Source organism: Streptomyces sp. CA-210063 (assembly GCF_024612015.1).
In the GTDB taxonomy this organism is placed as follows: Bacteria; Actinomycetota; Actinomycetes; order Streptomycetales; family Streptomycetaceae; genus Streptomyces.
On record NZ_CP102512.1, the window covers coordinates 1,381,435 to 1,405,895 of the forward strand.

At 71.0% G+C, this 24,461-nt stretch carries 23 protein-coding genes; 14 read left to right on the forward strand and 9 right to left on the reverse strand.

Going from position 1 to position 24,461, the window contains the following annotated elements; all coding sequences use genetic code 11:
- The first annotated feature begins 262 nt into the window (after window positions 1-262).
- The 4 genes from JIX56_RS06025 to JIX56_RS06045 all read left to right on the forward strand — a co-directional run bounded on the left by JIX56_RS06025 (window position 263) and on the right by JIX56_RS06045 (window position 3,954).
- A complete protein-coding gene (locus JIX56_RS06025; RefSeq protein ID WP_257537721.1) occupies window positions 263-901 on the forward strand; it encodes a protease inhibitor I9 family protein in 639 nt (212 codons plus the stop codon).
- Window positions 902-1,760: 859 nt separating this feature from the next.
- Window positions 1,761-2,825 carry an aromatic ring-hydroxylating dioxygenase subunit alpha gene (locus JIX56_RS06035; protein WP_257537722.1) on the forward strand — a complete coding sequence of 355 codons (1,065 nt, stop codon included), beginning with the start codon at window positions 1,761-1,763 and terminating at the stop codon, window positions 2,823-2,825.
- The gene (locus JIX56_RS06040; RefSeq protein WP_257537723.1) at window positions 2,822-3,004 is read left to right on the forward strand and encodes a hypothetical protein; all 183 of its coding nucleotides are present in this window, start codon (window positions 2,822-2,824) and stop codon (window positions 3,002-3,004) included. Before JIX56_RS06035 ends, JIX56_RS06040 begins: the two co-directional genes overlap by 4 nt.
- Complete coding sequence (locus JIX56_RS06045) at window positions 3,001-3,954, forward strand: PDR/VanB family oxidoreductase (RefSeq protein ID WP_257537724.1); 954 nt, start codon at window positions 3,001-3,003, stop codon at window positions 3,952-3,954. Before JIX56_RS06040 ends, JIX56_RS06045 begins: the two co-directional genes overlap by 4 nt.
- On the opposite strand, the gene JIX56_RS06050 is transcribed toward JIX56_RS06045, so the two are convergent.
- Complete coding sequence (locus JIX56_RS06050; RefSeq protein WP_257537725.1) at window positions 3,905-4,783, reverse strand: IclR family transcriptional regulator domain-containing protein; 879 nt, start codon at window positions 4,781-4,783, stop codon at window positions 3,905-3,907. The genes JIX56_RS06045 and JIX56_RS06050 overlap by 50 nt on opposite strands.
- Before the next feature lie 237 nt (window positions 4,784-5,020).
- On the opposite strand from JIX56_RS06050, the gene JIX56_RS06055 reads away from it, so the two are divergent.
- The 4 genes from JIX56_RS06055 to JIX56_RS06070 are packed head-to-tail and all read left to right on the forward strand — an operon-like array spanning window position 5,021 to window position 8,344.
- A complete protein-coding gene (locus JIX56_RS06055) occupies window positions 5,021-5,992 on the forward strand; it encodes an ABC transporter substrate-binding protein (RefSeq protein WP_257537726.1) in 972 nt (323 codons plus the stop codon).
- Complete coding sequence (locus JIX56_RS06060; RefSeq protein ID WP_257537727.1) at window positions 5,989-6,762, forward strand: ABC transporter permease; 774 nt, start codon at window positions 5,989-5,991, stop codon at window positions 6,760-6,762. The genes JIX56_RS06055 and JIX56_RS06060 overlap by 4 nt, the downstream gene beginning before the upstream one ends.
- Window positions 6,759-7,535 carry an ABC transporter permease gene (locus JIX56_RS06065; RefSeq protein WP_257537728.1) on the forward strand — a complete coding sequence of 259 codons (777 nt, stop codon included), beginning with the start codon at window positions 6,759-6,761 and terminating at the stop codon, window positions 7,533-7,535. The genes JIX56_RS06060 and JIX56_RS06065 overlap by 4 nt, the downstream gene beginning before the upstream one ends.
- Window positions 7,536-7,561: 26 nt before the next feature.
- On the forward strand, window positions 7,562-8,344 hold the full coding sequence (locus tag JIX56_RS06070) for an ABC transporter ATP-binding protein (RefSeq protein ID WP_257550753.1): 783 nt from the start codon (window positions 7,562-7,564) through the stop codon (window positions 8,342-8,344).
- A gap of 52 nt (window positions 8,345-8,396) precedes the next feature.
- Here the strand turns inward: JIX56_RS06070 and JIX56_RS06075 are convergent, their stop codons facing one another.
- Window positions 8,397-9,080: an MmyB family transcriptional regulator gene (locus JIX56_RS06075; RefSeq protein WP_257537729.1), complete on the reverse strand. Its 684-nt coding sequence runs from the start codon at window positions 9,078-9,080 to the stop codon at window positions 8,397-8,399.
- A 274-nt stretch (window positions 9,081-9,354) separates the two neighbouring features.
- Here JIX56_RS06075 and JIX56_RS06080 point away from each other — a divergent pair, with 274 nt between their 5' ends.
- From JIX56_RS06080 to JIX56_RS06095, 4 genes are read left to right on the forward strand one after another with little or no spacing between them, the layout of a single operon-like run.
- Window positions 9,355-10,011, forward strand: coding sequence for a helix-turn-helix domain-containing protein (locus JIX56_RS06080; protein ID WP_257537730.1), 657 nt, complete (start codon window positions 9,355-9,357; stop codon window positions 10,009-10,011).
- Between the two features lie 31 nt (window positions 10,012-10,042).
- Window positions 10,043-10,573 carry a toxin-antitoxin system, toxin component gene (locus JIX56_RS06085; protein WP_257537731.1) on the forward strand — a complete coding sequence of 177 codons (531 nt, stop codon included), beginning with the start codon at window positions 10,043-10,045 and terminating at the stop codon, window positions 10,571-10,573.
- A 30-nt stretch (window positions 10,574-10,603) separates the two neighbouring features.
- A complete protein-coding gene (locus tag JIX56_RS06090) occupies window positions 10,604-11,812 on the forward strand; it encodes an MAB_1171c family putative transporter (protein ID WP_257537732.1) in 1,209 nt (402 codons plus the stop codon).
- The gene (locus tag JIX56_RS06095; RefSeq protein WP_257537733.1) at window positions 11,796-13,223 is read left to right on the forward strand and encodes an FAD-dependent oxidoreductase; all 1,428 of its coding nucleotides are present in this window, start codon (window positions 11,796-11,798) and stop codon (window positions 13,221-13,223) included. Before JIX56_RS06090 ends, JIX56_RS06095 begins: the two co-directional genes overlap by 17 nt.
- Window positions 13,224-13,229: 6 nt before the next feature.
- Here the strand turns inward: JIX56_RS06095 and JIX56_RS06100 are convergent, their stop codons facing one another.
- A complete protein-coding gene (locus JIX56_RS06100; protein ID WP_257537734.1) occupies window positions 13,230-14,273 on the reverse strand; it encodes an alpha/beta fold hydrolase in 1,044 nt (347 codons plus the stop codon).
- 230 nt (window positions 14,274-14,503) lie between these two features.
- On the opposite strand from JIX56_RS06100, the gene JIX56_RS06105 reads away from it, so the two are divergent.
- On the forward strand, window positions 14,504-14,731 hold the full coding sequence (locus JIX56_RS06105; protein ID WP_257537735.1) for a hypothetical protein: 228 nt from the start codon (window positions 14,504-14,506) through the stop codon (window positions 14,729-14,731).
- Between the two features lie 60 nt (window positions 14,732-14,791).
- On the opposite strand, the gene JIX56_RS06110 is transcribed toward JIX56_RS06105, so the two are convergent.
- The 3 genes from JIX56_RS06110 to JIX56_RS06120 are packed head-to-tail and all read right to left on the reverse strand — an operon-like array spanning window position 14,792 to window position 17,347.
- Complete coding sequence (locus tag JIX56_RS06110; protein WP_257537736.1) at window positions 14,792-15,763, reverse strand: polyprenyl synthetase family protein; 972 nt, start codon at window positions 15,761-15,763, stop codon at window positions 14,792-14,794.
- Window positions 15,760-16,464, reverse strand: a complete 705-nt coding sequence (locus JIX56_RS06115) for a 4'-phosphopantetheinyl transferase family protein (protein ID WP_257537737.1) — start codon at window positions 16,462-16,464, stop codon at window positions 15,760-15,762. The genes JIX56_RS06110 and JIX56_RS06115 overlap by 4 nt, the downstream gene beginning before the upstream one ends.
- Window positions 16,409-17,347 (reverse strand): metallophosphoesterase family protein, encoded by a 939-nt coding sequence (locus JIX56_RS06120; protein WP_443031786.1) that lies wholly within the window; start codon window positions 17,345-17,347, stop codon window positions 16,409-16,411. The genes JIX56_RS06115 and JIX56_RS06120 overlap by 56 nt, the downstream gene beginning before the upstream one ends.
- Before the next feature lie 249 nt (window positions 17,348-17,596).
- On the opposite strand from JIX56_RS06120, the gene JIX56_RS06125 reads away from it, so the two are divergent.
- A complete protein-coding gene (locus JIX56_RS06125; protein ID WP_257537739.1) occupies window positions 17,597-18,757 on the forward strand; it encodes an ATP-grasp domain-containing protein in 1,161 nt (386 codons plus the stop codon).
- A 208-nt stretch (window positions 18,758-18,965) separates the two neighbouring features.
- On the opposite strand, the gene JIX56_RS06130 is transcribed toward JIX56_RS06125, so the two are convergent.
- The 3 genes from JIX56_RS06130 to JIX56_RS06140 all read right to left on the reverse strand — a co-directional run bounded on the left by JIX56_RS06130 (window position 18,966) and on the right by JIX56_RS06140 (window position 24,456).
- Window positions 18,966-19,850, reverse strand: a complete 885-nt coding sequence (locus tag JIX56_RS06130; RefSeq protein ID WP_257537740.1) for a sulfotransferase family protein — start codon at window positions 19,848-19,850, stop codon at window positions 18,966-18,968.
- 158 nt (window positions 19,851-20,008) lie between these two features.
- Complete coding sequence (locus tag JIX56_RS06135; RefSeq protein WP_257537741.1) at window positions 20,009-23,056, reverse strand: alpha-mannosidase; 3,048 nt, start codon at window positions 23,054-23,056, stop codon at window positions 20,009-20,011.
- Window positions 23,057-23,115: 59 nt separating this feature from the next.
- Entirely contained in the window at window positions 23,116-24,456 is a 1,341-nt protein-coding gene (locus JIX56_RS06140) for a 6-phospho-beta-glucosidase (protein WP_257537742.1), read from the reverse strand.
- Between the last annotated feature and the right edge of the window lie 5 nt (window positions 24,457-24,461).

The window sequence follows — 24,461 nt, forward strand, 5'->3', positions numbered from 1 at the left end:
TGCGGCCAACTCTGCGAAAAATATCTGGAGTTATTCATATTTGTGCCGTTACCGCTTCTCATGGCGGCCTCAACGGCAGCAGGATGGCCGCGATCTCGGGGACTTGACCACTCCGCATCGACCGTCTCGCGCGTGCGTTCGCAGGCATGCGCGGGGAAGGCGCCACGTTGTCCCAGCAAAACGCCGGCCGACGCCTGCGGGCAGGCCGCAGAGCCGCGTCCCTGTTGGTGCAGTGGTCTTCAGCGGCCTTCTCCTCACCTCCGTGCCGAGCGCGCCAATCCCGCAGACCGATCCGGCGACGACCCAACTGCCCGATACCGCCCGGAAGTCGTACTCCGACGGCATCTACCTCGTGCAGCTTGCTGACCAGCCCGTCGCCGCCTACCCCAAGACGGCACCAGCGCCCGGCACGCGGCTGGAGACACACTCGCAAGCCGTACGCGACCACACCGACCGCCTCGCGCGGGCGCGCGAAAAGGTGCTGCACGCGGTGGACGGGGTGCGCCCCCTCTACGCCTACGACCTTCTGCTCAACGGCTTCGCCGCAGACCTGAGGGCACGTCAGGCCGAGGAGATGGCCCGAACCCCGGGCGTCGTCTCGCTGACGCCCAACGAGAGCGGACTGGTTGGGTCCGCGCAGCGCCAATTGGAACGCGGATGCGATCGGCGCAACCGCTGCGAGATTCCTTCCCTGCAAGATCGAACGCTCAGGTTCCGGGACGGAGCCGCGCGCGGACTTGGCGGGGAGTCGAGGGGCGGGACGGAAGCACGACGCTGCGGAGCGCCGTCGCCACAGCGGGCGAACCAGACGGCGTCCCCGCCAACCCGACAGTCGAGCGCCACACCCAGACCACCATCCGCGCCACCATCTCGCAGGCCCTTCGCGAGCGACAAGCGCTGACTACATCTGTCACGGCACAAGGTCCCCTGGACGCGTTCCCGGGGGCCTACGGCTGTCATTGTGGTTCCGCGCCTGAGAAAAGCCATCGCCTGCCTGGTTCGTGCCGGGCGACGCAGGTCGAGGGGCGAGCGCCGTGGCGCGCACCTGGCTGCGCGTCCTCGGCCTCCCGGCGGGCGGGAAGCCATCCGCCCGGACCTCACGGGGCGGATCGGCCACGCTTCCGCAGCACGACTGGCGCACGGTCCGGGAGTGCGCATCATGAAACAACGGCGGGCGACCGCCACGTGCTGGAGCGGCTGCGTCCGGGGCACGCCCGCGCCCTCGGGGCGGTTGGTTCCGACGACCTCGACAACATCGCCCCGCGGCGCACGGAGTCGCGGCCCGCATCAGGGCAGGCGGGCACGAGGCGATCGCCGAGACCCGAAGCACGCTCACCGCGGTCCCGGCCAGCAGCGGCCGACGCCGGCCCCAGCGGTCCGACAGCGGCCCGATGAACCAGTTGCCCGACGGCCAGGCCGGTCATGAACGCGGTCAACGTGAGCTGGACGCCGGTGGCCGAGGCATGCAGGTCACGCGCCATGCGCGGAAACGCCGACAGATACATGTCGATGGCCAGCGGGGAGACTCCGTAGGCCAGGGCCAGCGCCAGCAGCATCGTGGCCGGCAGGTCCGTTCTGTGTTTCCCGGGTGCGGTACGACAGTTGAGCCGTTCGGACCGTGCCGGCCTCGCGCGCATGGACGAGCACCCGCCCTGAACAGGCAGTTTCCCCAGACGCTTCCGTGAGGCGGAAGAGGTATTGCGGCACCGTGACGCCGCTCTGGACGATGTCGCCATCACCCAACGACGGGAGCCGCAGCCATGCCGCACATGACCACGTTCGCCAGGAACCAGTGGTACGTCGCCGCCTACGCCGAAGAGGTCGGGCGGGATCTTCTCGGCCGGACGATCCTGGGCGAGCCGCTCGTCTTCTACCGGACGGAGGAGGAGGGGACGCCCATCGCGCTGCACGACCGGTGTGTGCACCGCCGGTACCCGCTGTCGGAGAGCGGACTCGACGGGGACCGGATCGTGTGCGGGTACCACGGCTTCACGTACGACACGACGGGCGCGTGTGTGTACGTGCCCGGACAGAAGCGGATCCCGCGGACGGCGCGGGTCGCCTCGTACCCGGTGGTCGAGCAGGACTCGCTGATCTGGGTCTGGATAGGCGACCCGGCGCTCGCCGACCCGCAGAGCATCCCGCGCGCCAAGCACCTGGCCGCCCCCGGCTGGGTCACCGTGCGCGGCATGGAGCCGATCGACGCCGACTACGGGCTCCTCGTCGACAACCTGCTCGACCTGTCGCACGAGACGTATCTGCACGGCGGCTACATCGGCACCCCCGAGGTCGCCGAGACGCCGATCACCACCGAGGTGGACGAGGGCGCGGGCATCGTACGGGTGAGCCGGCACATGGACGACGCCGAGTGCCCGCCGTTCTACGCCCGGTCGACCGGCATCGACGGGCGGATCACGCGCTGGCAGGACATCGAGTACTTCGCCCCGTGCCTGTATCTGCTGCACAGCCGGATCGCCCCCGTGGGCGTGCTGCCCGAGGCGGACGGCAGTGACCCGAACGGCTTCCACACCGAGATCACGTACGCGATCACCCCGTCGTCGGACGGCAAGGTGTACGACTTCTGGATGGTCTCGCGGGACTGGGCGACCGAGGACGACGAGGTCACCGAGTTCCTCAAGGGCAACAACCACACGGTCGTCATGCAGGACGTCAACGCGCTGAACCTGCTCCAGGAGACGCTGGGCACCGAGCGGACCGGCTACCAGGAGCTGAGCATCAACATCGACACCGGTGGTCTGGCCGCCCGCCGTATCCTCGCCCGGCTGGTCGAGCAGGGCGAGAAGCCGGTGGAGAAGGTCCAGTGAGCACACCGCCCACCTTCCAGACCGGAGAGGTCTACCGCATCGACTGGCTGCCGGGCACGGACATCCTGCACGGCACCTGTCACTGCGGTCGCGAGCACACCGCGCAGGACCCCATCGAGATGTGGGAGTGGATGCTCGCCCACCCCCAAGGACACGAGCCGCAAGGAAACAGCTCATGACCTCGTCCTCCGCTTCGTCCGGGTACGAAGCCGAACTCGTCGTCGACAGCCGGGAGTTCGCCGCTGACGGCGTGCTCGCCCTCACCCTGCGGCATCCGCTGGGCGAGGAACTCCCGGCCTGGGAGCCGGGGGCGCACATCGATGTGCTGCTGGGGCCGGAGCTGGAGCGGCAGTACTCGCTGTGCGGTGACCCGGCGGACCGGCGGACCTGGCGGATCGGGGTCCTCCGGGAACCCGACGGGCGTGGCGGATCGGCCTACGTGCACACGGAGTTGGCCGAGGGCGACAAGGTCCGCGTGCGCGGGCCGCGCAACAACTTCGCCCTGGAGCCGGCGCCCCGCTACCGGTTCGTGGCCGGCGGCATCGGCATCACGCCCATCCTGCCGATGCTGGCCGCGGCCGAGGCGGCGGGCGCGGAGTGGTCCCTGCTGTACGGCGGGCGCAGCCGTGAATCCATGGCGTTCCAGGCCGAGTTGGCCGCGTACGGCGACCGGGTCACGGTCGCGCCGCAGGACGAGTCCGGGCTGCTCGATCTGGGCTCGGTCCTCGACGACCTGCCCGAGGGAACCCTCGTCTACTGCTGCGGTCCCGGGCCGCTGCTGGACGCGGTCGAGGAGCGCTGCCCCGGGCGGGCGCTCAGGGTCGAGCGGTTCCAGCCGAAGGAGCAGGAGACCGGCCCCGACAGCGAGTTCGAGGTCGTCCTGGAGCGGACCGGCAGGACCGTCACCGTTCCCGTCGGGGTCTCCGTGCTCGACACCGTGCGGGCCGCCGGGGTGGAGGTGCTCTACTCCTGCGCCGAGGGCACCTGTGGGACCTGTGAGACGGACGTCCTGGAGGGCACCCCCGACCACCGGGACTCGGTGCTGAGCGACGAGGAGCGCGAGGCCGGGGAGACCATGCTCATCTGCGTGTCCCGGTGCCGGGGGTCACGGCTGGTCCTCGACCTGTAGCGGCGCCGGGGGCCACAGCTCGGGTCCGGCCCGTGGCCGTCCCGGCCACGCACAGGTCGGCCTCGATCCGGGCGACGGCGGCCAGCAGCTGGGGCAGCAGGTCGCGGCGTACCGACTCCACGGAGTTGCGGCCGGCGTGCACCGGGATGTTCACGCCGGCCACCACCTCTCCGTCCCGGTCCCGGACCGGGACGGCCACCGATCGGAGCCCCTCCTCCAGCTCCTGGTCCACCACGGCGTATCCCTGCCGTCGTACGCGGCGCAACTCGGCCCGGATCCGGTCGGCGGAGACGAGGGTGTGCCGGGTGAGGGGCCTGAGGTCGGCGCGGGCGAGCCGGGCGTCGATCTCCTCGTCCGCCTGATGCGCGAGGATCACCCGGCCGACCGAGGTGACATGGGCCGGGAAGCGGGTGCCCACGGTGATCGTCGCCGTCATGATGCGGCCCGCACTGACCCTCGCCACGTACACGATGTCGTCGCCGTCGAGGACGCACAGCGAGGACGACTCCCCGACCTGCGCGGCCAGTCGCTCCAGATGCGGCTCGGCGAGGTCGGCGAGCGTGAAGCTCGACAGATACGCGTAGCCGAGTTCGAGGACGCGCGGGGTCAGCCGGAACAGCCGACCGTCGGTGTGGACGTATCCGAGGTCGACGAGGGTGAGCAGAAAGCGTCGGGCGGCGGCCCGGGTCAGCTCGCAGGTCCGGGCGACCTCGCTCAGCGTCAGCGCGGGATGCTCGGCGTCGAAGGCCCGGATGACCGCGAGGCCCCGCTCGAAGGACCGGACGAAGTGCGGTTCGCGGGCTCCGCCGAACCGGGCTGGATCTGCCATCGTCGCCTCCTGGAAGACGCACGGAGACGCCCGGCATGTGCGCTCCGTACGCACGATGGTGCGCTCCGTACGCACAGTGGTGCGCTCTGCGCACGCTAGGAGCACACTTCTGCAACTGTCAACGGCCTTGCACGGCTGGGCCATTGACCTGCAACCGGCAGCGTTCTACCTTCCCGCTGAGCACTTCTGTGCGGTCTGCGCACAGCCTGTCGAAGAGCGGTCCCATCAGGGGGAGTCATGCGTCGTCTGCTCATCGGTCTCGCGGCCGGCACCTTGTTCGTCGCCGCGACGGCCTGCGGTTCGTCCGGCTCCTCCGCCTCCGACGGCGGGGACTCGGCATCCGGCGGCACCACCACGGTCAAGATCGGCGTCATCCCCATCATCGATGTCGCCCCCATGTATCTGGGCCAGAAGAAGGGCTTCTACAGCGAACGCGGCCTGAAACTGGAACCCACCCTCGCCCAGGGCGGAGCGGCGATCGTGCCCAGCGTCGTCTCCGGCCAGGTCGACTTCGGCTTCAGCAACATGACCTCGCTGCTGGTCGCGCAGTCCAAGAACATGCCGGTCCAGGCGGTGGTGAACGGTGTCGCGTCCACCGGCAAGGCGGGCGCCGACTTCGCGGAGATCGCCGTGCCGAAGGGCAGCCCCCTGAAGTCCGCCAAGGACCTGGAGGGCAAGAAGGTCGCGGCCAACACGCTCGGCAACATCTGCGACACCTCGGTCAACGAGTCGGTCCGCAAAGACGGCGGCGACCCGTCCGAAGTGGACTACGTGGAGATGCCCTTCGACCAGATGCCGGCCGCGCTCGCGAACGGCCAGGTCGACGCGGCCTGCGTCGTCGAGCCGGCGCTCGCCACCATCAAGTCCCAGGGCGGCACCGTCCTCGCGTCGAACTTCGTCGACGTGTCCCCGGACCTCACCGTGGCCATGTACTTCACCTCCCAGCAGTACGCCCAGAAGAACCCGGAGTTGGTGAAGAAGTTCCAGGAGGCCACCGCCGAGTCGCTCGCGTACGCCGACGAGCACCCGGACGAGGTCCGCCAGATCATCACCACGTACACGAAGATCCCGAACAGTCTGCTGGAGACGGTCACCCTGCCCCGCTGGCCCGCCGAGCCGGACCGTGCCTCCATCGAGCGGCTGGCCGAACTGGGGCAGCAGGACGGGCTGTTCGAGAAGGCCCCGGACCTGGACAAGCTGCTGCCGTGAGAGGTGCCAATGCCGTCCTGGGCGCGGCCGGGCTCGCGGGATTCCTCGCCCTGTGGGAGGCGGTCCCGCGCCTCGGCCTCGTCGAGGACGCCTTCTTCCCGCCGGTCAGCCGGGTCACCGACGCCCTCGCCACCGAACTCGCCGACGACACGTTCTGGACGGCGCTCGGGGACACGCTCACCGGCTGGGCGGTCGGGCTCCTGATCGCCGTGACGGCCGGGATCCTGGCGGGAGTCGTCATCGCCGTCGTGCCGTATCTGCGCGAGGCGACGGCCTCCACGATCGAGTTCCTGCGCCCGATCCCCTCGGTCGCGCTGATCCCGCTCGCGGTCCTCCTGTACGGCACCGAACTGCGGTCGGTGCTGCTGCTGGTGGTCTACGCGTCCTTCTGGCAGATCCTGATCCAGACGCTGTACGGCGTCCAGGACGTCGACCCGGTCGCCGAGGAGACCGCCCGCTCCTACGGCCTCGGCACCTGGGCGCGGGTCCGGCACGTCCTGTGGCCCACCGCCCTGCCGTACGTCATGACGGGCGTCCGGCTGGCCGCCGCCGTCGCCCTCATCCTCGCTGTGACGGCCGAACTCGTCATCGGGGCCCCGGGGCTGGGCCAGCGCATCGCGGTCGCCCAGACCTCGCAGGCCGTTCCCGAGATGTACGCCCTGGTCGTCGTCACCGGGCTGCTGGGGCTGCTCATCAACGTGGGCGCCCGGACGGTGGAGCGGCGGGCACTGGCCTGGCACCAGTCGGTGCGCGGGGAGGTGGCGGTATGAGACTCGTGCTCCTGCGGCTGCTGTTCGTCGTCGCCCTGCCGCTGGTCCTGGTCACCGTCTGGTGGCTCGCGTCGGACGACAGCACCGATGTGTACTGGCCGCCCCTGCGCACGATCCTCACCACCTTCCCGGACGTCTGGACGGCCGAGCGGCTGCGCGCCGACGTCCTGCCCAGCCTGCTGCGTCTGTCCGCCGGCTTCGCCCTGGCGGCCGTGGCCGGCGTCGCCCTCGGCACGGTCATCGGCTCCTACCGGCGGGTGCGGGCGCTCTGCGAGCCGGTGCTGGAGTTCCTGCGGGCCGTGCCGCCGCCGGTCCTCGTCCCGGTCATCATGCTGTTCGCGGGCATCGGCGACACGATGAAGATCGCCGTCATCGCGAGCGGCTGCGTGTGGCCGATCCTGCTCAACACCGTCGAGGGCGTCCGCGCGGTGGACTCCGTGATGTCCGAGACGGCCCGGTCCTACGGCATCACGGGCGCGGCCCGGCTGCGGAACGTCGTACTGCGCTCGGCGAGTCCGCAGATCTTCGCGGGCCTGCGCCAGGCGCTGTCCATCGGCATCATCCTCATGGTCATCAGCGAGATGACCGCGTCCAGCAACGGGCTGGGCTACACCATCGTCCAGTTCCAGCGCGGCTTCGCGATCCCCGACATGTGGACCGGCATCCTCGTCCTCGGTCTGCTCGGGTTCCTGCTGTCCGTCGTCTTCCGGCTGGTCGAGCGGCGCGTGCTCGGCTGGTACCACGGTCTGCGCGCCTCCTCCCGGCGGTCGTAGTGAAACTCGAGAAGGGGCAGCAGGCGATGCTGGACGTACGGGGCCTCAAGAAGGTCTACGAGGGTTCCGGGCGCCGTGTGGAGGCGGTCCGGGACCTCACCTTCACCGTTGACGCCGGGGAACTGGTCTGTCTGGTGGGCCCGTCGGGCTGCGGCAAGACGACCCTGCTGAAGTGCGTGGCCGGACTGCTGAACCCGACGGCCGGTGAGGTCCTCCTGGGAGGACGGCCGGTGAGCGGGCCGCCCCCGGGCATGGCGATCGTCTTCCAGGAGTACGGACGCAGCCTGTTCCCCTGGATGCGGGTCCGCGACAACGTCGAACTCCCGCTCAAGCAGAAGCGGTTGAGCAGGGACCGGCGGCGCGAGCTGGTCGACGACGCGCTCGCCTCGGTCGGCCTCTCCGACGCGGCCGACGCCTACCCCTGGCAGCTGTCCGGCGGTATGCAGCAGCGGGTCGCCATCGCCCGGGCGCTCGCCTACGAGCCGGACGTCCTGCTGATGGACGAGCCGTTCGCGGCGGTCGACGCCCAGACCCGCGCCGATCTGGAGGACCTCGTCCGGGGCCTGTGGCGGGACCGGGGCATCACGATCCTCTTCGTCACCCACGACATCGACGAGGCCGTCTACCTCGGCGAGCGGGTCCTGATCCTCTCCGCCTCCCCCACCGTCGTACGGGAACAGCTCAAGATCGACCTCCCCGCCGAACGCGATCAGCTGCACACCCGGGTGGCACCGCGTTTCGCGGAGCTGCGGACGCATGTGTACGAGCAGATCCAGGCGGCGAAACGGGGCGTCCCGCTGAAGGGTTGACCTCCGGCGCCGTCGGCGACCTGAACGCCGGCGGCGCCGGAGGGGGCGCGGCTCACCTCTCGGGTGAGGGCACCACGCTCAGATGGCCGGCGGTGGCGAGCCGGGAACGGCGCGGCCTGCGGGCGGGTTCGGACGGGCGGCCCACCTCGCGCAGGACGAGGGTCATCCGGGTGTAGCCGAGGTCGAGGAGGGTGTCGGGGGTCTCGCCGACGACCCGGCAGTCGGTGGCGCCCCAGCGCGGGTCGGGGTGGACCACGGGGCGTACGGCGCCGTCGTGCCGGACGGCGCCGGGGCCGACCGTGCGGAGCCAGTGCGGGAGGCCGTGGCGGTAGGCGGCCTCCATGATGGGGTCCTGGGCGATGTCCCGGCGGATGGACTGCAGGCCCCGGTCCTGGGCGTGCCGCTCCACGGCGGTGGCGAAGTGGGCGAGCATCGGCAGGCACCAGCTGGACTCGTGGTCGCCGAGGACCGTGGCGGCGTCCGGGTGGAAGAGCACGAAGCGGAGGAAGTTGTCGCCCGGCATGGCCGTCGGATGCGGTCCCACGCCGCCGAAGAGCGCCTGGAACGCGGAGTTGGCCAGGACGACGTCCCAGCGGTGGTCGAGGACGACGGACGGGAACGGAACGGACTCCAGCAGCGTGGCGTAGTCCTGGAGGTACGCCTGTGCTTCCTGGGCTTCGAGACTGTCGGGGACGGCCCGCGGTACCGACCGCTGCCCTCCTGCCTGATATGCCATCGGGAGGTCACCCCTCTTGCCTATGCGGCCTTCACGCGGCGCCTTGATCCTGCTGCCCCGGGCGGAGTCGTGTCAACTATCGTGGCATTTGGCGTCGGTTGACGGCTGAATCTCGCCACAGTTGTGGCGAGACCTGGATGTGAGTTCGACCGAACCGCTAGTCTCCCCGCAGTTCACGGTGTACTTGCCGGGACCAGGGTCTCGCGCCAGGCTTGGATCCACGGATTCCGCAGTACCGCGAAATTGGCCTGAGAGAGACGTAGGAGATCTGTCGGTGACGGATGGCTTCGAGGTTCCGGACGCCGCGGCGACGGTTCTGCTGCCGGCCGTCGTGGCCCGTGTCACCGCGCTCGCGGACAAGCTGCGGGTGGCGCACGCGGAGGTCTTCGACACCCGACGGCTGTCGGTCGCGTCCGGTGTGCCGGAAGCCGTGGTGAAGGCGCTGCTGAGCGGGCAGCGCGCCGGGGAGCCGGACGTCCAGGCCCGTTTTCTGCAGCGCCTGGACCTGCTGCGACGCACCAGACTCAAGCCCAACGGCCGTAAGTACACCCAGCAGGAGATCGCCGACGGCGCGGGCATGTCGCGCCAGCAGGCGGGCGCCCTGATCAACGGAGACCGGCGCCCCACGATGGAGCACTGCGACGCCATCCAGCGTTTCTTCAGAGTGCACGCCGGTTTCCTCACCGCCGAGGATCCCGAGGCGCTGGCGAGCGCCCTGATGCGGACCGAGCAGGAGCTTCTCCAGCAGCTCGCCGACCGTGAGCGCGCGGCCGCCGAGGCCGCCGACGACCCGTTGCAGCGGCTGCTGCAGAACCACGGTGTGCGCTCCATCGCCTGGCGGGCGGCCCAGCTGCCCACCGACCAGCACCGCGACAAGGTGGCGGAGTGGCTGGACATGCTGCTGGAGAGCGTCAAGCGGCCCGAGTCCTGACCGGGGGAGATCTGTGGGCATCGGAAAGGAAATGCGCCGTCTGTGCGGCGAGTTGGTCGGCGAACTCACCCTGTCGGCACCGGCGGACCCCGCCGACCTCTACGGGGCCCTGTGCGACGCCATGAGCAGACGCCGCGGCCGCCCCGTCCACTACCGCACGGCCGCGTTCCCACCGGGCACGGCCAGCGGGCTGTGGCTGGACATGGCCGAGCAGGACCTGGTCGTCATCGAGGAACGCACCGCTCCCGACCACCAGTTGGTGATCCTCGGCCACGAGCTGTGGCACATGCAGGCCGGGCACTGCGGCCAGCATGTGGAGGGTGCCGCGGTCGCCGCGCGCTTATTGAGCCGGGACGCCGATCTGCGGGCGGCCGTGCTGAAGGTCGCCGCCCGTACCCGTTTCGACCTGGCGGACGAGCAGGACGCCGAGAGCTTCGGACTGCTGCTGGCCAGCAAGTGCCGTACCTGGCTCGCCGGTTCGGCGCTGCGCGGGCCCGTGGGCCGCGATCACCTGGCCGGCCGTATCGGGGCCTCGCTGGGTTACCGCGGGCCGCAGGGCTGAGCGGGCCGGAAACGCCGAGACGCCGAAGACATGAACGGGTCCAGCTACTACCTTCCGGCCGCCGCGATGACGATCGCCCTCGCCCTCAAGACGCCCGCGCTGCTGCGGAACTGGGGCGACCCCCTGATCAGGTCCGTGTGCGCCCTGATGACGCTGGCCGCCCTGGTCTTCTTCTTCGCCGCACCGCCGACGATCACCGAGCTCAACCGCGCCACCGGCGTCACGAACATCTCGGCGGCCGTGGTCTATCTGCTGCTGAGCGCGTTCAGCGGCTCCTGCCTGGTGCTGATCACCTACTGGCGCGGCGGCCCGCCCGAGACCACACGCCGCCTCTCACGCCGCTGGATCGCCGGATACGGCGGGGTGTGCGTGGCGATCGTGCTGCTGTTCGTGCTCGGCGACGCTCCCGTGGAGCGGGTGCGGGACTTCGACACGTACTACGCCAACACCCCGTTCCTGCGCGAGATGATCGTGCTGTATCTGACCGGGTTCACCGTCGCGGGCGTGGCGATGAACGTGATGTGCTGGCGCTGGGCGCTCCAGGTACGCGGCTGGCTGCGTGCCGGGCTGCTGATCATCGCGTTCGGCTTCCTGGTCAACGTCCCGTTCGCGGCGGTCAAGCTGATCGCCGTGGCAACCCGCTGGCAGGGCGGGAACCTGGACTACCTGAGCACCTACGTCGCCCCTCTGCTGTCGTCCGCCGGCGCGCAGGTGTGCGCGCTGGGCTTCTGTCTGCCGCTGGCCGGGGAGCGCATCGGCGACTCCTGGACCACCTGGTCCATGTACCGTCGGCTCGGCCCGCTGTGGCGGGAGTTGCGCCCCGTCTGGGCCCGGGCGAGCCACGAGGTGCGGATCTCCTGGTGGGCGCCGGCCCAGCTCCAGATGACGCAGCGGGAGTCCGACATCCACGACGGCATGCTCAGCCTGTACCCGTACTTCGACTCCGAGGTGCGGGCCAAGGCGTACGACGCGGCCGTCGCGTCGGGCTCCGAGCCCGTCCAGGCGCGGGCCGAGGCCGACGCGGCGATGGTGACGGCGGCGGTGCGGGCCCTGGCCGACGACCCGGAGGGCCGGGTCATCAGCTCCGCGGTCGCCGACGCCCCCGCCCCGCGCGCCGGGAACCCCCGTGACCTCGTACGGATGTCCATCGCCCTGCGTCAGTCACCCGTTGTAGCGGCCGCCCGTGAATGGGCGGCCGCGACCAGGTCAGAGAGCGACTTCCATGAGCGAACCCGTTAGAGGCCCAGGCGACACCTCGGTCACGACTCCCCGGCGTGCCGTCGTCGTCGGCGCGGGGCTGGCCGGCCTGTTGGCCGCCGCCGCGCTGCGCGACCACGCCGAGGTCACCGTCGTCGAGCGTGACGCGCTGCCCGAGGGGCCGGAGCCCCGCAAGGGCGTGCCGCAGGCCCGCCACGCCCACCTGCTGTGGTCCGGTGGGGCCCGGGCGATGGAGGAACTGCTGCCGGGGGTCACGGACGCCTGGCTGACGGCCGGCGCCCGGCGCATCCCGCTGCCGACCGGTCTGGTCTCGCTGTCGCCCCAGGGCTGGGTGCGGCGCTGGCCGGAGATGGAGTTCATGATCGCGTGCAGCCGCGATCTGCTGGAGTCGGTCGTCCGCGCCCATCTCCTCGCCGGCCCCCGGGTCACCGTGCTCGACCGCACCGAGATCCTGGGCCTGGAGGGCGACGCCTCACGGGTCACCGGGATACGGGTCCGTCCCGCCGAGGGCGAGGAGCGGGTGCTGGCCGCCGACCTGGTGGTGGACGCCGCCGGGCGTGGCTCGCGGGGCACCGCCTGGCTCGACGCGCTCGGGGTCGCGCCGGCGCCTATGGAGGAGGTCGACTCGGGGCTCGTGTACGCCAGCCGGATCTTCCGGGCGCCCGCGGGCACCGAGGAGTACCCGGTGGTCAATGTGCAGCCGAACGGGGCGGAGCCGGTGCCGGGGCGCAGCGCGACCCTGGTGCCCATAGAGGGCAGGCGCTGGCTGGTCACGCTGTCGGGCACCCGAGGGGGGCAGCCGACCGCGCTCGCCGAGGAGTTCGAGGAGTTCGCACGCGACATCAGACACCCGGTCGTCGGCGAGCTGATCTCCCGCGCCGAGCCCCTGACGGACGTCGTGGTCACGCGCAGCACGATCAACCGGCGGCGCTTCTTCGAGAAGGTGTCCGACTGGCCCGACGGCTTCGTCGCGATCGGCGACACGGTCGCCACGTACAACCCGATCTACGGTCACGGCATGTCGGTCGCCGCCCAGGGTGCCGTCGCGCTGCGCGAGCGGGTCGCCGAGCACGGCCTCATGGCGCCGGGGCTCGCGCGCCGGGTCCAGAAGGCCGTGGCGGTGCCGGTGAACCTCGCCTGGGAGCTGGCCACCGGGGCGGACATCCGTTACCCCGAGGCGATCGGCAAGCAGCCGAACGCCCTGCGGAAGTTGTTCGGCCGCTATGTGGAGCGGCTGGTGCGGACCGCGCTCGGGCGGCCCCTGGTCTGCAGGGCGTACCTCGGCGTGGTCACCCTCACCGAGCCGATCGGGGCCCTCGTCAGACCGGAGGTCGTCCTGGCGGTGCTGCGCGGCCCGGTCAAATCCCCGCTGACGGAGCCACCGCTGACGGAGCGTGAGCGGGAGACGGTCATGGGTCCGGCTCAGAAGTAGTCGGCCTCACGTCGCGCTGCGCTCGCTCGCCTCTCTCATCTCCCGCTCCCGGGCGTGGTTGCGGGCGTCGTCCGGCCGGCCGGCGGCCGTGCCCGGGCGGCCCTCGACGAGGAGATCGCGCCAGTGTTCGCGGCTCCAGTCGGCCGGGCGCGTGGTGCGGGTGAACTCCTCGACGAGGGCGAGGAAGCGGGCGGGGTCGGTGTGGAACGGGAAGTGCCCGGCGCCCTCGAAGATCTCCAGCCGGCTGCCGGGCATCGCCTCGTGGGCGCCGTGGGCGTGCCGCACCGGCACCACGCTGTCCCGGTCGCCCCACATCAGCATCGTGGGCATGCCCTCGGTGAGATAGCAGCGGTCGAGCATGGTCACCGCCTGACCGCGCCAGTCGACGACGGCGCGCAGGGTGCGGATGAAGGCGCTGCGGGAGGTGGCGTCGGGCAGCGCGTCGACGAGGGTGAGCAACTCCGGGGCGTCCTGGCCGAGATCGGTGTCGAGGAGCTTCATCAGCCGGGCGAACAGGCCCACTTGGAGCCGCATGCCCGGCAACCGCAGGGTGGACAGCAGCAGATGGGCGCCGGGCAGCGACACCGCCCGCAGCACCGGGTTGACCTCGCGGCCCACTCCCCCGGCGCTGACCAGGATCAGCCGCTCGGTGCGCTCGGGGAACTGGTAGGCGAACTGCATGGCGACACCGCCGCCGAGCGAGTGCCCGACGAGGGTGGCGGACTCGATGCCGAGCGCGGTGAGCAGATCCCGCACCCCGTTGGCGTACGCGGCCACCGAGTAGTCGGCGCGTGGCTTGTCGGAGGCACCGTGGCCCAACAGGTCCGGCGCGATCACCGTGTGGGTGCGGGCGAGGTCGGGGATCAGCTCGGCCCAGGTCGCCGAGGAGTCGCCGATGCCGTGGATGAGGACGAGCGCCGGGCCCTGGCCGGCCATGCGGTAGGCGCGCCGGTAGCCGTGGACGACACGGTGTCCGAGCTTCAGCTCTCCGGCACCCACCGAGCGCAGCCGTGCGCCGTGCGGGGGGTGTCGGCGCGGGACGTCCGCCATGGGCCGCCTCCCTTCACCGGGCTCTCGGCAAAGGCGGCCGAAAGCACTTTCACTCCAGCGTAGGGCGCCCGTCCCACCCGGTATTTCGGCCAGGTTTCTCTTCCGCTAACCGAGCGAACCCCCGCCCGGGAGAACGGGATTGTCAGTGGTGGACGGCAAGCTGGAGGTGTGCCACCCGTATGCCGGGGCGGCACGCAGTCTCACCGATCCGACCAGGGGAGAGCCGTTCGATGCCGACCGCCGTACTGACCGACCGCGAGCGCGCCGCCGTGCAGGCCTATCTGCGGCTGCTGGGGACCGTACGAGCCGCCTTCGACGGGCCGCCGGAGTCACGCCGACCACCCGTGGTGCCGCCGACCGCGCTCGCCGAGGCCGAGCGGGCGCTGGCGGCGGCCGGGCTGGCGGGCAACGAGGAGGAGTTCTTCCGGCTGCTGCGGAGTTGGTGCCCGGAGGTCTGAGAGTTCTGCCGTGAAGCGGCGGTCCGCCGGGGTTCCGGCGGACCGCCGCAGGGTCCTGGCCTACGTCAGACACATCCCGGCGGCCTGGTCGACGAGCTGCCGCAGGGCGGGCAAGTAGGTCTCGTCGCCGCCCAGTTCGTCGAGGAGGCGGTACGCCTCGTCGCGGAACGCGCAGAGATCCTTCTCGAAGCGCCGGAGAACGGGCGGGGCGAGCAGGGTCGCGCGGAGTTCCGCCCGGGCCTGTTCGGAACCGCGCGCGGCGTCGCTGAGTTCCGCGAGACGCGCCCTGGATTCGGGTGGTGTCTCTTCCAGGGCGCAGGCGAGGAGATAGGTCACCGTGCCGTTGAGCAGGTCCTCGTCGCGGCCGGAGAGAAGGTCCTCCTGGTCGTTGAAGAGCTGCCAGAGAATGCCGAAGACGTCGCCGAATTCCCGCCACCGCTCGGTCCGCTCGGTCCCGGCGCCGGACACCATCGCGGCCATCGCCGTGATCATTCCGAAGGGCGCGCCGGATTTCCCGCGATAGGCGGCGACGACCGCGTCCCGCGAGGCATTCTCCACATCGCCGCGCAGATCCCTCAACTGGCCTTCCACGGCGTCGATCCAGCAGTTGACGATCTCACCGGTGAGGGCGTTGCGCACCGCGTCCGGCACCGGCTGGGCCTGAACGACCCTGATGGGAAGGGCCTGTCCGCTGAGGACGGACGCCAACAGCGCCTCGTCCGTGCCGAGTCCGTCGGGTGTGTGCGCGCCGTGGCCGTCGGCGAGGTCGTCGAGATAGCACGCGGAGGTCCACCACAGGACATGCACGGCCGACAGGGGAACGGCCGGTCCCCACGTGCCCGTCTCGGCGGCGTGCACGAGGAGCGGAAGGACGGACAGGGGGTATTTCATCTGCTGGTGGCCAAGGAGCCCGGATATGGATTTCCGTACCGCCGCGGACGACGGCCCGAGGTTCTCCAGAGCGGCCGCGATCTCCGCGTCGATGTCCGACGCGACCTGTCTGTGCAGATCTAAATAGGAAGGGAAGTTCATCTGGCGTCCTCGGCTTCCATGGGGAAGGGAATCGAAACCGCCGTCGCCACCAGCCCCCGCCGGACGGTCCAGCGTCCGTCGAAGACACCGATGCGACGACCGTCCACCACCGGTCCGGGCACGAGGAGTTCGGCGCGCAGTCGGCCGGAGCGGCCGCCGGGGTCGACGGACACCTCGATGTCGGCCTCCGAGAAGTCCAGCCACCGCCCGGTGAGGGGGAACCACGCCTTGTAGACGGACTCCTTGGCACTGAACAGCAGCCGGTCCCAGTGGACCGAGGGGTGGTCGGCGGTCAGCCGGCGCAGTCGGGTCTCCTCCGCGGGGAGCGCGATGGCCGTCAGGACACCCTCGGGCAGGGCGTCATGGGGCTCGGCGTCGATGCCGAGGGAGGCGAGGTCGGCGGCGCGGACCAGTGCGGCGGCCGCGTACCCCTCGCAGTGGGTCATGCTGCCGGTCAGCCCTTCCGGCCAGCCGGGGGCGCCGCGCTCGCCGGGCACTATCGCCCGCGGCGGAACGCCGAGCTTCTCCATGGCCCGCCGGGCGCAGGCGCGTACGACGGTGAACTCGCGGCGCCGCTTGGCCACCGCACGCGCCACGACCGCCTCCTCCTCGGGGTACAGCTCGATCCCCTCGGCCGCGGCCGGGTCATCCGCGTGCGCCTCCACGACCACGACCGACCCCGGGAGCAGCTCCTCGATCACCGGCTCCGACCTCCATCGGCAGAATGCGGCGCAGCCTTCCCGGCGGTTCCGGGCGCGGGCGCCACTCGCGGGGGTAACCCACGGACACCTCTTCGAAGCGGACGCCGTCCAGCCAGGTGGTCCGCGGGATGTGCAGATGGCCGTAGACCATGACCTCGACACGGAAGCGGCGGTGCCAGTCGGCGGTCAGCTCGGTGCCGCACCACATGGCGAACTCGGGGTAGTGCAGGACGTCCGTCGGATGCCGGTCCAGGGGGTAGTGGTTGACCAGCACCGTGGGCAGCCCGTCCGGCAGTTCGGCGAGCCTGCGTTCGGTCTCGGCGACCCGGGCGCGGCACCAGTCGTCGCGGCTCGGGTACGGGTCGGGGAACAGCACATGCTCGTCGGTGCACACCACACCGGTGCCGTGCGCGTACTCCAGGCCCTCGGCCTTCGTCGCGCAGCCCTTGGGCAGGAACGAGTAGTCGTACAACAGGAACAGCGGCGCGATCACCACCGGGCCGCCCGGCCCCTCCCAGAGGGGGTACGGGTCCTCGGGGGTGACGACGCCCAGCTCCCGGCAGACGGAGACCAGGTGCTCGTACCGCTCGACGCCCCGGTAGGGGACGGTCTCGCTGGGATGGGTCCACAGCTCGTGGTTGCCCGGCACCCACACGACCTTCGCGAAGCGGCCGGCGAGAGTTTCCAGGGCCCAGCGGATGTCGGCGACGGTTTCGGCGACGTCACCGGCCACCAGGAGCCAGTCGTCGTCGGTCTCGGGGCGCATCTTCTCGACCAGTGCGCGGTTGTCGGGATAGCCGATGTGCAGATCACTGATGGCCAGGAGATTCCCGTGACGGCCGACCCTCGACTCCACCCGCACTCCCTCCTGAACACCGAACATCAACACGAGAACACAGGTGCGCGCCGGTGGACAAGACCGACTTGCCGAGCCGTTGGACACGCCCTGGCAAGCGAGTCGTTCAAGGATTAACACGCGCGTGACAGAAACAGGGGTCCCAGTGGCCGTATGATCCGTCCTACACCACCGCCACGCCCCCTCTTCGCGTACGGCGGTTCGGCGTACCTCCATCCCCCCTGGCCGGGCACGGCCTGCTCCGCCCTGCCCGCGAACCCTGGAAAGGCGGCCTGCATGGTCTCTCGCGTACGCGTCTGGCTCAACCGCACGTACGCGGAGAACGTCTTCTTCATGGATCAGCTGCGGCATAATCCGCACGCTCGTCCGGTGGACATCCATGCCACGCACGGTGACGCCGACTCCCCCGTACTGGCCGCGGCCGACACCGCCGATCTGGAGCCCGAGGGCCTCTCCCCCGCCGCGTACGTGGAGTACGCGCTCGACCAGTGCGCCAAGCGCGGCATCGACGTGTTCGTGCCGCGGCTGCACCAGGCGGCGCTCGCCGCGCACCGCGAGGAGTTCGCGGCCGTCGGTACGGCCCTGCTGGCGCCGCCCGCCGAGGCGATCGAGGTCTTCGAGGACAAGGTCACCGCGTACGAGGCGGTCCAGGCACACGGGGTTCCGGTGCCGCCGTGGTACCGGGTGACGAACGCCGACGAACTCGTCACCGCCGTCGAGGAGTTGGAGGCCGACGGGCACAAGGCGTGCTTCAAGCCGGCGGCCGGAGCGGGTGGCGTGGGCTTCCGCGTGGTCACACGCGCCCCCTTCTCGCTCTCTCACCTCAGCGGATTCCCCAGCCCGTACGTGCAGCTCGACATGGTCGTCGAGGCGGTGCGGACGGCCGAGGAGCCCGTCGACTGGCTGGTCATGCCGCGCCTCGAACAGCCGGAGGTGTCCGTCGACTGCCTCACCGGCCCCGACGGGCGGGTCCGCATGGCCGTGGGCCGCACCAAGAACGGACGGCGGCGCGGGTTCAGCCAGAATCCCTCGTGGATCGAGCCGGCGCGGCGCATCGCGGGGCAGTTCGGACTGCACTATCTGACGAACATCCAGTTCCGGATGTACGGCGACGAGCCGGTCCTCATGGACGTCAACACGCGCCCGGCGGGCGGCCTGCACCAGCTGGCCCTGTGCGGGATCAACGCGCCCTGGGCCGCAGTGCAGTTGGCGCTGGGCGAGGACCCGGGTGATGTGCTGCCGACGCGGTTGGGGCCGGACTACACGGTGGTGTCGGGAACGCGCCCGGTGCGGTCGGTGAGTGTGCCCCACCAGGTCGCGGACGTATCGGTGGTGCCGACGGTCGTGGCGGAGCCCGTGGAGGCGCGTCACCTGGCCGTCGCGCCCCCTGCGGTCTGCACGCCGTCCGCGTCCGCCGACCGGCCGCTGGCCGTCTGACCGACCCAGGGGTTCTTCGCTCCCGCCGCCCCTACCCGTCCCATCCCCAGGGGCTGCCGCCCCTTCGACCCCGCACGCGGTCGAGCTCGCGGGGTGGGGGTTCATGGGCGTGTGCGAGTGCTTCGTGGTTGCTCGCGCAGTTCCCCGCGCCCCTTTCAGGGGCGCGGGGAACTGCGCGAAACGGAGGGGGCGGCGGGGGCGAGGCACGTCAGACCGGGTAGCCCCATGCCTCGGCCAGCTCGCTCAGGCGTGGTGGCAGTTCCGCTGTCGGGTCCGCCTCGCGGGCCGGCTGGATGCGGCCGGACTTGATGGTGGAGGACCAGTCGCCGAGCTGGGGGCGGAAGGTGCCGTGGTCCTTGTCGCCGTAGTCGAGCATGCCGGGCTCCCACTCCACGCCCAGGTGGTCGCAGATGCCCCGGGTGACCTTCTCGGGCTCGGCGGTGAGCTCCTCGTACCTGATCACGTGGACGGGGAGGCTCTGGCGGGCCTCCTCCAACTTCTCGCTGTAGGAGAGGACTTCGGCCCGGATCGCCTCGTGGTCGGGGTCGGTGCGGCGGCTCGTGAGGGACTGGACGACCGCGCCGGGGTGACGCAGCAGCAGGATGTACCGGGCGTTCGGCCAACATCGGTGCAGCCGTGGCCAGATGAGCGTGTTCGGCGGGGTCTTGTCGACGATGACCTGCTTGCCGCTGCGGGTCAGCTCATGGTGGAGGATGCGGTCCCACAGGACATGCTCCAGCTCGGCCTTGTCGAGTTCGAGCGCCTTCATGGCGTCCGCGGTGAAGTCCCGGGAGAGATGGACGTGGACGGTCCGCAGGTGCATCTCGTGCGGGGCGCGGATCTGGCTGTGGCTGTTGAGGATCACCCGCAGCAGCGTCGAGCCGGAGCGCACCGAGGAGAGGACGAACACCGGCGCGTCCACCAGCCGGGAGGCGCGGGGAGCCACGTACTTCGGCTCCTCGGTGGGGGCGGCCTCGCTCCGGGGCGCCGGCACGGCGTTCAGGGGCTTCTTCGGCGGACTCACCGCCTCGGCGATCAGTCTGCCGCGGCGCCTCAGCCCCTTACCGATCGCGGACATGCGCGGATCTCGCACGATGACACCTCACAACTCTCTCTTGCGTTGTCCCGTATCACACGGGCAGTCGGCGAATTCTAGGTGTCCTGGAAGCAACGAGAACTGGTCGCGACGGGCAAGGCACCCGCCGCGACCAGCTATTTTACCGCTTTCTTAATTCTTGATGGGAACGGCGGTCACCGCTCCCCCACCGTCAGCCGCAGCGTCTGCACCTCGAAGGGGCGCAGCGTCACGGGGACGCCGTTCCCGTCCGTGGCCGTCTGGGACAGGGGGCGTTCCAGCAGGTCGGTGATCTGGGCGCCGGCGAGCGGGAAGCCGGTGCGCAGGACGCCCTGGGCCCGGCCGCCGCGGGACTCGTAGATCCGGACCACGACGTCGCCGGAGGCGTCGTCGGCGAGCTTGACCGCTTCCACGGTCACGCCCTCGCCGTCCACGGAGACGACCGGCTCGGGCGCGCCCGCGGCGTCCGCGACGCGCAGCGGCAGGTTGAGGGCGTAGCCCTCGGCGACCGCGTCCTCGATGGTCGCGCCCGGGAGGAGCGAGTAGGTGAGGCGGTGCCTGCCCTGGTCGGCCTCGGGGTCCGGGATGCGCGGGGCGCGGACCAGGCTGAGGCGGACCGTGGTGGTCGTACCGCCGTCCTCGCGGACCGTGCGGGAGACGTCGTGGCCGTAGGTGGAGTCGTTGATCACCGCGACGCCGTAGCCGGGCTCGGCCACGTGCACCCAGCGGTGGCCGGAGACCTCGAAGCGGGCCGCCTCCCAGCTGGTGTTGGTGTGGGTGGGGCGCTGGATGTGGCCGAACTGGATCTCGGCGGAGGAGTGGGCCGCGCGGACGTCGATCGGGAAGCCGGCCTTGAGGAACTTCTCGGCCTCGTGCCAGTCGATGTCCGTCTCGAAGTCGATCCGGGGGCTGCCGGCGCGCAGGGTGATCGTCTGGGTGATCCGTGATCCCTTGCCGAACGAACGCTCCACGCGGATGGCGCCGAGGAGGGGGTCCTCCTCGACCACGGTCACCGACTCGGCGTCCAGCAGGTCCGTGTAGCGGTTCTTGTAGTGCTTGTCGACGTCCCAGGCGTCCCAGTAGTTCGGGAGGTCGGTGTGCAGGCGGAGCAGGTTGCCCTTGTCGCCGAGGACCTCGCGGTCGGCTCGCAGGTCGCGGACGGAGGCGAGCGTGCCGTCCTCGGCCACCTCGACCCGGACCAGGCCGTTGTCGAGGACGCGACCGGAGACCGTGACGGGGTGCGGGGGCTCGGCGGCGGTGAGGGGAGCACTGCCGCTCGCGGGCACGCTCACGTACACCGGTGCGCCCGCAGACGTACGGACCACCTCGGCACGGTCGCGCGGGCTGGTGTTGAAGACACGCGGATCACCGCCGCCGAGCGCCGTGATCGCCTCGGCCGTCAGCTCCTCCAGTTCCTTCGCCACACGGGCGTACTCCGCCTCCGCCTCGCGGTGGACCCAGGCGATCGAGGAGCCCGGCAGGATGTCGTGGAACTGGTGGAGGAGGACCGTCTTCCAGAGGCGGTCGAGCTTCTCGTACGGGTAGGAGTAGTCCGGCGCGTGCAGGGCGGCCGTGGTCGCCCACAGCTCGGCCTCGCGCAGCTTGTGCTCGCTGCGGCGGTTGCCCTGCTTGGTGCGGGCCTGGGAGGTGTACGTGGCGCGGTGGAGCTCCAGGTACAGCTCGCCGTTCCAGACGGGGGCGTCCTCGTACTCGGCGCGGGCCTTGGCGAAGAACTCGTCGGGGTGTTCGACGACGACCTTGGGTGAGCCTTCGAGGTCGGCGAGGCGCCGGGCCCGTTCCATGATCTCGCGGGTGGGGCCGCCGCCGCCGTCGCCCCAGCCGAAGGGGGCGAGGGAGCGGGTGCCGCCGCCCTTCTCCTGGTAGTTGCGGACGGCGCGGTCCATCTCCTCGCCGCTGAAGCGAGCGTTGTAGGTGTCGACCGGCGGGAAGTGGGTGAAGATGCGGGTGCCGTCGATGCCCTCCCACCAGAAGGTGTGGTGGGGGAACTTGTTGGTCTGGTTCCAGGAGATCTTCTGGGTCAGGAACCACTCGTTGCCGGCGAGCTTGGCGAGCTGCGGGTAGGAGGCGTTGTAGCCGAAGGAGTCCGGCAGCCAGACCCCCTTGGTCTCGATGCCGAAGTGCTCGATGAAGAACCGCTTGCCGTGGACGAGCTGGCGGGCGATGGCCTCACCGCCGGGCAGGTTGCCGTCGGACTCCACCCACATGCCGCCGACCGGTACCCACTGGCCCTTGTCGACGGCCTTCTTGATGCGCTCCCACACCTGCGGGTAGTTGTCGCGCACCCACTCGTACTGCACGGCCTGGGAGCAGGCGAAGATGAAGTCCTCGTACTCGTCGGCCAGCGCGGTGACGTTGGAGAAGGTGCGGGACGTCTTGCGCTTGGTCTCGCGGATGGGCCAGAGCCAGGCCGAGTCGATATGGGCGTGGCCGACGCCGGAGACGGTGTGGGCGCTGGCGTGGGCGGGCTTGGCGAGGACCGGGGCGAGGATCTCGCGGACGGCGGTGGCGCTGCCGGAGACGTCGTCGAGGTCGACGGCGTCCATGGCCCGGTCCAGGGCGTGGAGGATCTCGTGGCGGCGGGGCTCGTGCTCACCGAGGTGGACCATCAGCTCGCGCAGCACCTGGAGGTCCAGGTCGAGGTGGAAGACCTCCTCGTCGAGGACGGCGAGGTCGGCGCGCTGGAAGGTGTAGAGCGGCTTGTCGCCGGCCGTGAGGATGTCGCCCATCGGCGTGATCCTGGAGAAGTTGTCGGCGAGGATGTCGGGGTTGGAGGCCGCCTCGACCAGGTAGTCGATGCTCTCGCCGCCCCGGACGGGGTTGCCGATCGGCACGTACTGGTTGAGCGGGTTGACCGCCTTCAGCGGAGTGCCGTCGGCGAGGTGGACGAGGGCCTCGGCCTGGTTGCCGGGCCAGTCGCCGACGAAGCCGAGGTCGATGACCGCCTCGACGCGGCGGCCCGCCCACCCGGCGGGCACCTGTCCGCGCATCCGGAACCAGGTCGTGCCCCACGGCGGGCCCCACGGGGTGTCCATCGCGAACGGTGTGTAGGAGGCGGCCGCGGCCTCCTCGAAGGGAACGGGCTCGCCCGGCGCCTGCCAGGCCTCGACCTCGAAGGGCACGGAGGCCGCGTAGATGGCGGGCTGGATGCGCTGGGTGTGGACGCGCTCGACGCGTTCCTCGATGCGGCGGCGTTCGTCGTGCATGGCCGTACGTCTCCTAGCTGGTGCGGCTGCGGGATGAGCAGAGGGAGGCTGCCCCGGGGCTACTTCAGGTATCCGAGGCCGGGGTGCACGGCCGTGTAGCCGTCGACCAGTCTGCGGGCGACGTTCACCGAGTCCACCAGGGGGTGCAGGGCGAAGGCCTTCACCGCGGTCGTACGGGAACCCGCCTCGGCGGCGGCCAGGACCTCGCGTTCGACGGCCTTGACCGCGCAGACCAGGCCGGTGGCGTGGTCGGGCAGGGGCGCGACGGCGACCGGGTGGGCGCCGTTGGCGTCGACCAGGCAGGGCACCTCGATGACGGCATCGGTGTCGAGGGCCGAGAGGGTGCCCTGGTTGCGGACGTTGAGGATGAGGGTGGTGCGCTCGTCGCGGGCGATGGCCCGCATCAGGGCGAGGGCGACCTTCTCGTAGCCGCCGGACAGGTCGTCGGCGTCGCGTTCGCCGGCGCCCGCCGTCTCCCGGTTCTCCGACATGTAGGTGGCCTCGCGCTCGGCGCGGGTGCGGTCCCAGGCCTTGAGCGCGTGGGCGTCGGGGCGGCGCATCTCCTCGTAGAAGTGGGCCTGCTGGTCCTTGAGGAAGGCGCCGCGGGTCTTCTCGGCGGCCTGGTAGGCGCGTACGGCCTCGCGGTTGAAGTAGTAGTAGTGCAGGTACTCGTTGGGGATGGCGCCGAGGGACTGGAGCCAGTCGACGCCGAAGAGCTTGCCCTCCTCGAAGGAGCCGAGGAGGTCGCGGTCGGCGAGCAGGCGCGGGAGTTCGTCACGGCCGGCGACGTGCAGGCCGCGGACCCAGCCGAGGTGGTTGAGGCCCACGTAGTCGATCCAGGCCTCCTTGGGGTTCGCGACCCCGAGGACGCGGGCGATGCGGCGGCCGAGGCCCACGGGGGAGTCGCAGATGCCGATGACGCGGTCGCCGAGGTGGCGGGACATGGCCTCGGTGACCAGGCCCGCCGGGTTGGTGAAGTTGATGAGCCAGGCGTCGGGGGCGAGCCGGGCCACGCGGCGGGCGATGTCGACGGCCACGGGGACCGTGCGCAGGCCGTAGGCGATGCCGCCGGCGCCGACGGTCTCCTGGCCGAGGACGCCTTCGGCGAGGGCGACCCGCTCGTCGTGCGCGCGGCCCTCCAGGCCGCCGACGCGGATCGCGGAGAAGATGAAGTCGGCGCCGCGCAGGGCCTCGTCGAGGTCGGTGGTGGCGGTCACCTCGGGGGCGTCGGGCACGTCGGCCGCCTGCTCGGCGAGGACGCGGGTGACGGCGGAGAGCCGCTCGGCGTCCAGGTCGTGCAGGACGACATGGGTGACCCGGCCCTCGGCGCGGTCCCCGAGGAGCGCCCCGTACACGAGGGGCACCCGGAATCCTCCGCCGCCCAGAATCGTCAGCTTCACGCAAC